This window comes from Terrisphaera buseokensis (assembly GCF_047521145.2).
Taxonomy (GTDB): Bacteria; Verrucomicrobiota; Verrucomicrobiia; order Opitutales; family Opitutaceae; genus ER46.
Window position 1 is genome coordinate 6839401 of sequence record NZ_CM134186.1, and the last position, 13384, is coordinate 6852784.

Below are 13384 nucleotides of genomic sequence, written 5' to 3' on the forward strand. Positions count from 1 at the left end.
GGGAGTTATCGTTTGCGGCGGAAAATCGCCGCGGCCACCGGGCGTTGCCACGCACCCAGCGCGGCCTTGCCGCTCGAGATCGCCTCAGGCTCCGTCGTCGGATCACTGAGACTCTCGAGGATCCGGCGGGCGCGCTCGGGCTTGCCGTCGACCAGCAGCTTCGCCGCCTCGCGCAGCGCAGCGCAGCGAAAATCATCCGCCACGGCGTGACGTTCGACCCGATCGAAAAACGCCGCCACCTCGATCAATTTGGCCCGTACGGGAATGAAGCCATGATCCACGACGGCCTTCACCGCGGTAGGGGCCGGCGAACGAGTGGACGGACGTTTGGGGCGGGTCTTGGGCACGGGAGGTGAAGCGGGTCGAAAACTCAAACGGACGCACGAGCGACAAAGCAACTAAACATCACTGGCGATGGAAATCAACGCGGCAGGCGGGGTCGCGCCCTCCGTTCCACTACGGTGACCGTGAAGACGATCTCCCGCGAATCACGCGAATCGGCGCGAATTCAAGGCAAAGGTAACAACCGGGATCCAGGACCACCGCGGTGACTCACCTTCATTGCTGTGATTCGCGTCCATTGGCGTGATTCGCGGGCAACTCCGTCCTTCTCAGCCGGTGGTGATTTTCGCCTCGCACCTTTCGCGCCGTCCCTTCGTCTCGCCCCAGCCGCTGTCATGCCCAAGCCCGAATACCTGATCCTCGTCAACGAGCAGAACCGCGCCGTGGGCCGCGCGGAAAAGTGGGCTGTGCACCGGCAGGGTCTGTTGCACCGGGCGTTTTCCATTTTCCTGGTGGACGACACGGGCCGCCTGCTGGTGCAGCGGCGGAGTCTCGCGAAGTACCACTCCGGCGGACTCTGGGCCAACTCGTGCTGCGGCCACCCGCGTCCCGGCGAACGCACCGCGCGCGCCGCCCGCCGCCGTCTGCACGAGGAACTGGGCGCGTCCGTCCCGCTGCGCTTCGGCTTTCGCGCGCGCTACTGCACCGCGCTGCCCAACGGGCTGATCGAAAACGAAATCGTCTACGTCTACTTCGGCCGCATGCCGGCGCGCCTCGCGCTCAACCCCGACGAAGTCGCCGCGGTGGCGCAACTGAGTCTCGTCGAACTCAAGGCCGACATCGGCCGCCGCCCGCAGCGTTACGCGTACTGGCTGCGCTATTACCTCAAGAATCACTTCGCCGCGATTCGCCGCGAAGTGGGCGTCGAACGCAGGTCGTGGCGGCGCTGAGCGCTGGGAGTGCAGCCCGTCCGCGAAGGCCTCCGCAGGGCAGACAGCTTTGCTTCTTACTGTGACGTGGCTACGAGCGCCAGCGAGTGGACGAACCGCCACTCGCTGGCGCTCGTAGCCACCCTGCCGACGACGTGAAAAGGCAACGGGCGATCGATGTCACACTCGATGCAGGCGGGACGCCTGCGCTCCCGGAGCAAGGACGACGGCGCATGCGCTCCCACATCAACGTTTGTCGTCGTCGTCCTTCTGGTGCGACTTGTAGAACGCCGCGCGCACGGGCGCGGGCATCGGCGAGTTCACGCCGCGCACGCTGCGCCAGACGATTTCGTTGAGCTTGATGTCGTCGGCCCGATCGGGCGCCGAAAAATCCATCTTCTCCGACTCGCGTCCGCCCCACGCGAGCTTCTGGTTGCGTTCATCCGTATCGACCTGGGCAGGACGCGCGGTGAAGGGCGTCAGATCCTGCCGGTCCGTGAACGACGCCCACAACGGCATCGCCGCGGCGTCGAACTGCGACATCGGCTGCAAACCGAGAATGAGTTCCATCGTGCGCAGCATGCTGGTGGTCGAATAAAGCGTGGAGTCGACCGAGCGGCGCTTCGTCCATGCGCTGATCGCCAGAGCGGGCATGCGGTGGGCGTCGACGTGGTCCGGGCCGTTCTGCGCATCGTCCTCGAGGACGAAGATCGCGGTGTCGGCCCAGAACTTCGATCGTGACACGGCCTCGACGAGCAGCCCGAGCGCGCGATCGTTTTCCGCCACCATTGCCGTGGGCGTCCAACTGCCGGCCTTCGCGCCAGAGGTGTGATCGTTGCCCAGCCGGAGCACCTGCAGTCGCGGCATGCCGCCTTCGGTTTCGAAGCGGCGCAGTTCCGCGATGAAGCGCTCGGCGCGTTTCACGTCGGAATAGTCGAGATCCCACGCTTTGTAATAGGGATCGATGTGACCGACGAGAATCGGCAGCGACGGTTCGGCGAGGATCGGCCCTTTTTTCGGCGTGTCGCAAAACTCGCCGTAGCTGCGGTAACTCACGCCGGCCTCGGCCGCGCGGTTCCACAGGTAACCATTGGCGGGAAACGCGACCGGATAATGGCCCTCGGCCGGGTAGTCGTATTTCTTGCGCGCGTTGTGCCCGTAGCTGAGCGGCCAGATTTTCTCCACGAAGTCGGTCGCCTGCGCACCCATGGTCCATTCATGGCCGTCCGCACTGACCTCGCCGTCGGCGTAGAAGTTATCCAACAGCACGAACTCCCGCGCGAGCGCGTGGGCGTTCGGCGTGATCCGCTCGGGAAACAAACACAGCCGCGGGTCGCCGTTGCCCTCGGGAAGGTCGCCGAAGACCTGATCGTAGGTGCGGTTCTCGCGAATGATGTAGATCACGTGCTTGATCGGCGACGGCTCGCCGACGCTGGCGGGAATCGGGTTGCCCGCGGGCCGCGCCGCGAGACCGCGCACGCCGGCCGCGGCATCAAGCGGACTGCAGGTGTAGGCAGTCTTCGTCCACGCGCCGAATTGCTCCGCGCGCTTCTTTTCCACCGGGAGTTCAATCAACGACACGGTGCCCTGCATGAGACCGCCAATGTATTCCTGCAGGGTGCGCGGCATCGTCCGGCCGGGCGAGGGGCCGCGCGGATTCGCATCCGATGCCAGACCCTTGCCATTCGCCACGACGAGCGTGCGGCCGTCGCGCGCGAGGCGCACACTGGTGGGAAACCAGCCGACCGGGATGAAGCCCAGCGACCGCGCCTTGCCGACCGTCTCGACGTCGAACACCGCGACGTTGTTGTTGTTGGCGTTCGCGACGAACAGCAGTTCGCCATCCGGCGAGAGCGCGAGGCTGTTGGGCATCGAGCCGGGTGGGGAATTCGGATACAGCGACGCCGTCAGCGTCTCGGTGATCCGGCCGGTGGCCGTGTCGATCACACTCACCGCATTCAAATTCGACTCGGCCACGAAGAGCCGACCGTCCGTGCCGAGCACCATCTCGTTCGGATGCGAACCGACGTTCCAGCGCGCGAGTTCGGCGCCGGTGTCCGCATGCAACACGAGCACCGCGGCCTTCGCCCACAGACTCACGTACACGCGGCCGTGTTTTTCATCGGGCAGACACGTGTAGGGAAACGGTGCGTCCGGATCGGCGGACGGCTTGACGCGTGCGCCCTCGTGCTCGGTGGTCGCCGTCGCACTGGCCGCCGCGAGTGAGCGCGTCCAGAGCCAGCGGCCGTCGTCGACGGCGATTTTGCCGATGCGCTGGCCGAGCGTTTCGGTGACATAGAGGGCGCGACCGTCGGCTGAAACGGCGAGCCCGGCCGGCACGCCCTGTTCCTTGCCGGGGCGCAACGCGAGTTCGCGCGGCGCCGCGAGCAAGCCGTCCTTGAACGCAAACACGTACACCACTTCCTGGCTGCCGCCGCTGGCGAAAAGCGTCTTGCCGTCGGGCGACCACGCGAGGCCGTAGAAGGTTTCCTCGAGGGCAACCTGCGACACGGGGCGCCCGTTCTTCACGTCGAGGATGCGCACCTCGTGCGGACCCCAGCCGCTGTGAATCACCGCGGCGAATACACCGCCGGGATGGAGCGCGACGTTGACGGGAAAATCACCGACCGGGAGCTGTTTCCCCACCGGTCGCAGCGACCATTGGTTGGGCAGCAACACCGAGCCGTCGCGCTGCACACCCGGCAACGCGGCCGGCGGTTTCGTGGCCGCCACCAACGCGGGCAACACCAGGGTCGCGATGAGCAGGCTGCGCAGGGGAAACCTCATGCCGCGAGGATGAGCGGATAACGGTCCCCGCGGCGAGCCACGGATGCGTCACGAATCGGCGACCTCGTGCGGAACCGGACTGCTCAGCCTGGACAATTCAGTTGCCCGCGAATCACGCCAATGGACGCGAATGAGAGGAAAGTGATACCTGAGGGCAAATGGTGTTTACCTCAGAAATTCGCATCCATTGGCGTGATTCGCGGGAGGTCTTCTGCCGGCCCGGCTCAGGCCGACTCGGACGCGGCCACGGCCACGTACGGTTCCTCGCGCAGGGGTGCGGAGCGTTTGCCGGAGAGCAGCTGCCACCAGATGCGCGCGCTCGCGATGACCACGATGGTGACGAGAATCAGGAAGACCGCGGTCACAGCGACGTCGACGCGGTTGTTGAGCAACTGCGCGCTCCACAGCTTCAATTCCGCGGGCGTGCCGCCCTTCTCGATCTTCGCCGCGAAGCCGCGGGCGATATCGAGGAAACCGAGCGGCGCCGGACTGAAGATTTTCATCAGGCCCGCGGTCATCGTCACGCACAGCAGCCAGCACAGCGGCGCCACGGTGACCCAGACGTATTTCACGCGACCCATCTTGATGAGGACGGTCGTGCCGAGCGCGAGGGCCAGCACGGCGAGCAGCTGGTTCGCGATGCCGAAGATCGGCCAGAGCGAATTGATGCCGCCGAGCGGATCGACCACGCCCTGATAGAGGAACCAGCCCCACGCGCCGACGAAGAGCGCCGTCGCGAGGATGCCGCCCGCCGCGGAACGCGTGTCGCCCAGCGGCTTCCACGCCGCGCCCAGAAGATCCTGCACCAGGAACCGCCCCACCCGCGTGCCGGCGTCGATCGTCGTGAGGATGAAGAGCGCCTCGAACATGATCGCGAAGTGATACCAGAGCGCGAGCGCCGCCTTGCTGCCGACGACGCCGGCAAACATGTGCGCCATGCCGACGGCAAACGTCGGCGCGCCACCGGTGCGGCCCACCATCGTCTTCTCGCCCACGCTGTCGGCCAGCGCCTGCATCTCGAGCGGCGTGACGGGAAAACCGAGCGCGGTGACCTTGGCCGTCACGGCTTCGGGCGTGCCCGCCATGTTGATGGCGAAATACTGGCCGGGCTCCATCGCGCAGGCCGCGATCAGTGCCATGATGCCGACGCACATCTCGGTCACCATCGCGCCGTAGCCGACGATGCGAATATGCGACTCGCGGGCGATGAGTTTGGGCGTCGTGCCCGACGAGATCAGCGAGTGGAAACCGGAGATCGCCGCGCAGGCGATCGTGATGAAAACGAAGGGAAACACCGGGCCCGCGAACACCGGGCCGCTGCCGTCGATGAACTTCGTCAGCGCCGGCATCTTCAAATCCGGCGCGAGCACGATCACCGCCACGCCCAGCGCCATCACGGTGCCGATTTTCATGAACGTGCTGAGATAGTCGCGCGGCGCGAGGAGCAGCCACACCGGCAGCACCGACGCGAGGAAGCCGTAGCCCATGATCCACCACGCGATCGTCGTGCCCTTCAACGTGAGCCAGTGTTCCAGTTCCGTGCCTTTCAGGAATTGCCCGGCCCACACCGCGGCGAGCAACGCGATCACGCCGAACGCGCTGATCCATGCGAGCGCCTTGCCGGAGTGGCCCGCGCCCTTCATCGCAAAGCCCATCACGAGCGCGATGGGCATCGTCGCCGCAATCGTGAACAAGCCCCACGGACTCTCCGCGAGCGCCTTCACCACCACGAGAGCGAGCACCGCGAGCAGAATCGTCATGATGGCGACAATGCTCACCAGGGCGACGCCACCGGCGAACGGTCCGACTTCGTCGCGCACCATCTGGCCGAGAGATTTTCCGCGCCGGCGCGTGGAGCAGAACAGAATCACCGAGTCGTGCACCGCGCCGCCGAGCGTCGCGCCCACCAACATCCACAACATGCCGGGCAGGTAGCCGAATTGGGCCGCGAGCACGGGACCGACGAGCGGGCCGGGACCGGCGATGGCGGCGAAGTGATGGCCGAACACGACCCACTTGTTCGTTTTCACGAAGTCGCGGCCGTCGCCATGCGTCTCGGCCGGCGTGGCGCGAAGATCATCGAGCGTCAGGACCTTGGCCATCAGCCAGGCCGAGTGAAACCGGTAGCCGATCGCGAAGACGCAGATCGAGGCGACGACCATCCACAGCGCGTTGACGTGTTCGCCGCGGGACCACGCCAGAATGCCGATGGAGACGGCACCCACCAGAGCCACAAGGCTCCAGCCGACGATGCGCAGCGGTTTGAGGGGGGCGGGAGCGGCAGCAGCAGTGCTCATGGGGTCAAGGGATGCGGTAAGTTGGTTGCCCCCCGCGCACGGTGCAAGCGCACCGAAGGGGTGTTTTTGGGTGCGGGGTCTGATACCAATCGCTCTCTGCCTTTGGACTTTAGCCGTGGCTACGAGCGCCAGCGAGTGGTCGTTCGGCCACTCGCTGGCGCTCGTAGCCACGATCGATCCAGAAGTCCAAAGGCAAAGAGCGATGGGTATGATCGGGCGTTGCAGCCGGGAGCGCGGGTGTCGCGCCTGGATCGTTCGGAGCGGACGAGGGCGTCCGCGGCCCCAGGGACGCGAAGGCGTCGAGCGGACGAAAAAAAGCCCGGGCCTTGCGGCCCGGGCTTGAGATTACCCGACGGCTACGTTCCGCCGCGCCTTACGGCAGTTCGTACACTTCGATGAGCGCGATACCCGTCGCCGTGCCCGGTCCGGTGACCTGCGCGGTGTAGTTGCCGGGGGCGAGCGTCGCGATGAGGGCCGAATCGTTGTTCGAGAGGCCAAACGCACCGACCTGGGCGGAGGCGGCCGTAATCGCCGCGGCGTCCGGCGACGTTGTCCAGTTGGTGTTGGTCGCCACCGTCGTGCTACCCGAGAGCAGCGTGAGCGTGGGTTGAGCCAGCACACCCGTGACACCGAACGGTGCGAGACCGGGACCCACGCCGCGGATCACCACGCGTTTCGAGGTGCCCGGAGGCACCACGAAGCCGGCGATCAGGGTGTTCTCGGCCGTGCCCGCCGAGGCGCGGGTGGAGATGTTCAACAACTTCTGGCCGGCGGCGGCGGCGGACAGGTCGTACACTTCAACCAAGGCGACGCCCGTGGCCGTGGTGGCACTGCTGACCACCGCGGTGTAGTTGCCGGGCGCGAGCGTCGTCAGGATGGCGGCATCCGTGCCGGCGGTGCCGAGGGCGAACGCACCGGCGCGTTGACCGGCCGCGTCGATGGCGGTGCGATTCGTGCCGATGCCGGCGTTGGTGCCGATCGATGTCGCACCGCGGAACAGCTCAAGCCGCGGGGCCGCGAGCGCACCGGTGACGTTGAACGGCGCGGCGCCGAGCGTCGGCCCAACCGCGCGAATCAACACCGGCTTGGACTCGGTGCCCGAGATGACGAAGCCGGCGATGGCCACGGCGTCGGCGGTCCCGACCCGGGCACGCGACGAGATGTTGACGAGGCGTTGGAGTGCCACGGCCGCATCGGAGCCACCGGTGAACGTGCCCGTGACGCCGCCCGACGAGTTGCCGGAGATGAGGCCGGCCGACGCGTTGACGGTGGCGTTGATGATCGAGCGATTGGTCAGCACGCTCACTTGGCCGGCGGCATTGATGCTGCCAACGCCGCCATCCGAGGCGGAACCGGCCTGGGTGACCATGAACACCTGACCATTCGCGTTGGCGATGGCATAGACCGTTCCGGAGCCCGTGCCGGCGCCGGCGGAATAGAAGCCGGCGGCCACCTGCGTCACGCCGGTGTCGGCGGAACGCGTCCCGGAAATGGTGGCGTTGGCCCCACCGACGATGGAACCGGTCACCGCACCGTCATTGGCAATCGTGCCGCTAAGGGTGACCGGCGAGAGGGCGGCCGCACGTGCGGGTTCGTCACCGCTGGCGGTACCACCGAGGATGGCGCCCTGGTTGAACGTGAACTGGCCCGTGTTTCCGATCGTGAAGCCCAGGCTCAGGACCGGCGCGGTCGAAGCCGGCAGATAACCCAGGAAGACGCCGGTGTTATCGTCGCGCACGAAGAGGGCAAAGGTGCCCAGGCCGCCGCCGAAGTTGCCGAAGTAGACGCCGGCGTAGCTGCGGGACAGGATCGTGAGTCCGGCGATCGACGACGTGACGTTGCCAGCGGAGTTGCTGACGACGACGTCGTAGTTGGCGGCGTCGCCCGCCTGCACGCTGCCGAGCGTGAGGGTGGACAGGTTCGCACCCGCGATCGGGGCGCCGTTCTTCCGCCACTGGTAGGCGGGAGCCGGGGCGCCCAGGGCGGCGACCGAGAAGGTGGCCGAGGTGCCGGCGAGGGCCGACCGCGCGGACGGCTGAGCGGTGATGACCGGCGCGGTGGCGGCGGTGACCGTGGTCAGCTGCGCCATCGAGCTCGTGGTGCTGCCGATGGTGTTCGAGACCAGCACGTCGAAGTTACCCGCATCGGCGGCAGTCACGTTGTTCACGGTGAGACTGGCGGCGTTGGCGCCGGCGATGGCCACGCCGTTCTTCCGCCACTGGTAGGTGAAGCTGGCACCGCCCGAGACCGCGACGTCGAACGTCGCACTGCCACCGAGAACGGCGACCTGGGCATGCGGCTGCGAAGTGATGGTGGGAATGGTATTCACCACGAGGCTGGCCCCGGCGGAGGTGACCGTGCCGGCCGCGTTGGTGACCACGGCACTGTACGTGCCTGCGCTCGTCCCGATGATGTTCGTCAGCGAGAGCGTCGAACTGGTCGCGCCGGCAATGGCGATGCCGTTGCGGCGCCACTGGTAGGTGAACGGCGGCGTGCCACCAGCCGTGACGCTAAAGGCCGCCGTCTGACCCTGGTCGAGGACGACTGCAACCGGCTGCGTCGTGATGGTCGGAGGAAGGTTCGGGGGCAGGACGTTCAGCAGGAACGTCTGCGTGGCCGGAACGCCGTTGTTGGCGATCAAGGTGATCGTAAACGGGGTGCCGACATTGTCCGGCGGAATGCCGCTCAGGACGCCCGTGGAGCTGTTGAGCAACGCCCACGACGGAAGTCCCGTTGCGGTGTAGGTGACAGTGGTCGCGCTCGTTGCCACCACCGTGAAGCTGTTGGGCTCGGCGGCCTTGAACGTGGCCGTCGGCAAGCTCGTGAAGACTGCCGGAATGCCGACGGTGAGCGTCGCCGCTTCGGAGGTTGCGGCGGGACTGACACCGTTGGCCACCACCACGCGGAACTGGTCACCCTGCATGGCCGTGGTGACATTCGTAATGGTCAGGGTCGCCGTGTTGACCCCGCTGTACGTCGTGTCAGGCGGCAGATTGACAAAGCCGAACGTGAACGCCGGCTGGCGCTGCCATTGGTAACTGGTCGGCGACGGCGTGCCCGTGGCCACGACGGTAAAGGTCGTATTCTGGCCGATGCCGGCCGCCTTGCTGGCCGGCTGGGTCGTGATGGAGGGAGGCGTCGAGGTGCCGCTGCGGCGGATCGTGTGATTGCCGGTATCGGAAACCCAGAGATTGCCGTTCACATCCATGACCACACCGAAGGGCCGGCTGAAGCGCGCCGTGTTGCCCGCGCCATCAGCGGAACCCGAGATCCCGGCCAGGCCGGCGAGCGTCGTCACTTCGCCAGCGGACGTCACGCGGCGGATCGTGTTGCTGTTGGAGTCGGCGACATAAACGTTGCCGGCGCTATCCACGGAGATGCCGGAAGGCCGGTTGAACGAAGCGAGCGTGCCCGCGCCGTCAGCGGTCCCGGGGAAGCCGTTGAGATTGCCCGCCAGCGTGGAAACCACGCCAAACACCGAGATCTTGCGGATCACGTTGTTCTGCGAATCGGCGACATAGACGTTGTTGCTGGAGTCGACCGCGATGGCGTTGGGCGCGTTGAATCGGGCCTGCAACGGATTGTTGCTGTCAACATACCCGGCCGTTCCGAGCGAGCCCGCGAAGGTGACCACCGTACCGCCCGTGGAAATACGGCGGATGGCGTGGTTGTTCGTGTCGGCGACATACAGGTTGCCGGCGGTGTCGAGCGCCACACCCGTCGGGAGGAAGAACCGCGCGGCGTTGCCGACGCCGTCCACGCCGCCACTGGCACTCGGCGAACCCGCGAGCGTGGTGACGACGCCCGCCGAGGAAATGACGCGAATGGTGTGACTGAAGGTATCAGCGACGAAAATGTTGCCGATGCTGTCCACCGCCACGCCGCCGGGCGAATTGAAGCGCGCCTCGGAGCCCGTGCCGTCCACGGAACCCCGGAAGCCCGACAACCCCGCCGCCGTCGTGACCACACCCGCACCCGTCATCCGCCGGATGATGCTGTTGCCGGTGTCGGCAATCACCAGGTTTCCGGACGCGTCGCTGACGATGGCCGTCGGGGTGTTGAACCGGGCGGCCGAGCCCACTCCGTCCGTCGCGCCCGCGAAGTTCGCGAGACCGGCAAACGTCGTGATGGTCGTGCCCAGGTTGACCGTAAGGATGGCGACGCTGGACGGCGTCGTGCCGCCCGCGTTGCTCGCCACGAGGCGGAACACGTCACCGGTCATGCCAGCCGAGACCACGGGCACCGTGAGAGTCACGGAGGTGGTGCCGCTATAGATGCCGTCATCCGTCAAATCGACGAAGCCGGAGGTGCCACTCGGCTGCCGCTGCCACCGGTAGGTGGGAGCGGGGACGCCGGTCGCATTGCCCGTGAACGTGATGCTCTGGCCCACGTTGGCGGTGACATTGCTCGGATTGAGCGTGATCGTCGGAGCCGTCGTGCTGACGGTCAGCGTGGCGGCCGAGCTCGGGGTGGTGCCATTGGTGTTGCTGGCCACGACCCGGAACTGGTCGCCGTTCATCGCGACGCTCGAATTGATGATGGTGAGGGTGTTTCCGGTGGTGCCGAAATAAACGCCGTCGTCATTGAGATCGAAGAAGCCGGAGAACGAGCCCGCCGGCTGGCGCTGCCAGCGCAGGGAAGGTGTCGGCGTACCGACCGCCGTCGCAGTAAAGGATGCGTTCTGCCCGATGTTCACCGTCGTGCCCTGCGGCGAAACCGTGAACAGCGGGACCAGCGAATTGATGGCCAGGGTCGCCACCGCGGTGGTGGCACTGCCGTATACGTTCGTGGCCACCAGCTGGAACTGGTCGCCATTCATCCCGGTGGTGACACCCGACACGGTCAAACTTCCGGACGTCGTGCCGGAGTACGGGAAGATCTCCGAGATATCGAAGAACCCAATCGTGTTCGCCGCCTGGCGCTGCCAGCGCACCGTCGGTGTCGGATTGCCGCTGGCCGAGCCGTTGAAGGTCGCCGTCACACCGATGTCCAGGGTCGCGCTCGAGGGCGAAAGCGTGATGGACGGGAAAGTGCCTTGAACCGTCAGAATGGCACCCGAGCTGGTGGTCGGCGTCGTGCCGTTGCCGATGATCACGCGGTAGACGTCAGCGTTCAACGACGGCGTGACGCCCGTGAGACTCAACGTGGCCGTCGTCGCACCGCTAAACGTGGTCGTGCCGATCGTCCCATTGGACAACGTCACGAAACTGCCCACGCCGCCCGCCTGGCGCTCCCACTGGTAGCTGGTGATCGCCGGGGTGCCGGTGGCGGTGACGCTGAAGCTCGTCGAGGTGACGCCGGCCGACAAGGTCTGCGACTGCGGTTGCGCGCTGATGACCGGGGCGCTGGACGCCGGTCCCACCGTCAGGGTGAAGGTCTGCGTGACAGTGCCCGACGTATTGGTCGCGGACAGCACGAAGACATACGTGGCCTGGCCATTTGGGGTACCGCTGATGACACCATTCAACAGCGAGGCGAACGGCGGAAAAGTGCCGCTGACGTAGCCGAAAGTCGGCGCCGGCGAGCCGCTCGCCGTCAGCGTAAAGGTCCCGGGCGTGTTGTTCGTGAAGGTCGTGCTGTTCGCGCTGGTGAACACCGGCGCCTGGTTAACCGTCAAAGTGAACGACTGCGTGGCGGCAGAACCGACGCCATTGCTGGCCTGCACGGTGACAACGAAGGTGCCGCTGGCCGTGGGGGTTCCCGCAATCACGCCCGTGGTGGCGTTCAGCGTGACACCGCTCGGCAGCGAGCCGGTCGTAATGCTGAACGTCGGGGCCGGGGAACCGGACGCCACGACGGTGAACGTGCCCGCGGAGTTGAGCGTGAAGGTCGCGTTGTTCGCGCTCGTGATCGCCGGGGCCGTCGTCGGCGTCGCGCGCCGAATCGTGTGGCTACCGGTATCGGCGATGAACAGGGAATTGACTCCGGTCGCCACGATGCCGGCCGGCCCATTGAACCGCGCATTCGCGCCCAGGCCGTCCGCGACGCCAATGGCGCCAGACGAGCCGGCGATCGTCGTGACCGTCACGCCCGAGATCTTCTTGATCGTCTGGTTGCCGGTATCGGTGACGTACACATCGCCCGCACTGTCGACGGTGACGGCGCTCGGATTGGTATACGTGCCGGTGAGCGCCACGAGTGTGCCGCTCGACTGGGGATTGGCGATGCTGCTGACCGTGCCGGTATCACGGTCTGTGACGTAGAGCGTGGTGCCGGCCGAGTTGAGCGCGAGGCCCCAGGGCTTGGTCATCGTGGCGAGGGTCGTGACGATGGTGTTGGACACATCGATACGGCGAATATTCAGGCTGCTGATACCCGAGTCTGCCACGTAGATGAACGAACCGTCACTCTTGACCGCGATGCCCTGCGGGCTGTGGAAGGTGGAAAGCAACAGGGTCGAATTGAGACTCCCCGCGGTGCCGGTGCCGATCGTCAGCGTCAGCGTGCCGCCCGAATTGTAACGCTTGATGACATTGTTGCCGGTGTCGGAGACATACACGTTGCCACCGGCGTCGACCGCCACTCCGGTCGGCGCGCTCAGTCCGGAGGCAAACGTCGAGACCACGCCGGTGGAAATGACGATTTGACGGATGGCGTTGTTGGCCGTGTCCGCGACGAAGAGGTTCGTGCCATCGCTGGCGATCTGGTTCGGCGAGCTGAACCGCGCCGCTGTTCCAGTGGCATTGGTCAGCGCGGCACTGCCCGCCTGACCGGCGTAGGTTGCGATTCCGACCGTCTGAGCCACCGCCGCCAGCGGCATAATCGCACACGCAAAGGCCGCAGCGACTCGCCGTGACCAACGACTGACCCGGGGCTCGGAATTAACAGGGATGCTCTTCATATAATTTGGGGATCGAACGAAATCAGGAGAAACGAACCAAACGCAGAATCAACGCGGACACGGACAACCTGCCGAGGTTCGGCGGGTGAGGGCAAGACGCGAGTACGCGGCAAAAGTCGCAGATGATGACAATCAGCGCGCTGATATCCGCCATTCGCAACGGATGCGTGCTTCGAAAGCGTCGACCAGAGGCGACATGACATGACAACGCGCGACAGGGATTGGGCACGCGCGTCCTCTCGCAGCGT

Annotated in this window: 5 protein-coding genes; 1 reads left to right on the forward strand and 4 read right to left on the reverse strand. The window is 66.1% G+C overall.

From position 1 onward, the window contains the following. Positions 1-5: 5 nt before the first annotated feature. Complete coding sequence (locus ACLJEU_RS25735; RefSeq protein ID WP_414661136.1) at positions 6-347, reverse strand: hypothetical protein; 342 nt, start codon at positions 345-347, stop codon at positions 6-8. 330 nt (positions 348-677) lie between these two features. Here ACLJEU_RS25735 and idi point away from each other — a divergent pair, with 330 nt between their 5' ends. Beyond that, a complete protein-coding gene (idi, locus tag ACLJEU_RS25740; RefSeq protein ID WP_414661135.1) occupies positions 678-1232 on the forward strand; it encodes an isopentenyl-diphosphate Delta-isomerase in 555 nt (184 codons plus the stop codon). Between the two features lie 225 nt (positions 1233-1457). Here the strand turns inward: idi and ACLJEU_RS25745 are convergent, their stop codons facing one another. The 3 genes from ACLJEU_RS25745 to ACLJEU_RS25755 form a co-directional block, all read right to left on the reverse strand. Continuing rightward, positions 1458-3998 carry a bifunctional YncE family protein/alkaline phosphatase family protein gene (locus tag ACLJEU_RS25745; protein WP_414661134.1) on the reverse strand — a complete coding sequence of 847 codons (2541 nt, stop codon included), beginning with the start codon at positions 3996-3998 and terminating at the stop codon, positions 1458-1460. Positions 3999-4222: 224 nt separating this feature from the next. Then, complete coding sequence (locus ACLJEU_RS25750; RefSeq protein ID WP_414661133.1) at positions 4223-6295, reverse strand: carbon starvation CstA family protein; 2073 nt, start codon at positions 6293-6295, stop codon at positions 4223-4225. A gap of 373 nt (positions 6296-6668) precedes the next feature. After that, complete coding sequence (locus tag ACLJEU_RS25755) at positions 6669-13055, reverse strand: immunoglobulin domain-containing protein (RefSeq protein WP_414661132.1); 6387 nt, start codon at positions 13053-13055, stop codon at positions 6669-6671. Between the last annotated feature and the right edge of the window lie 329 nt (positions 13056-13384).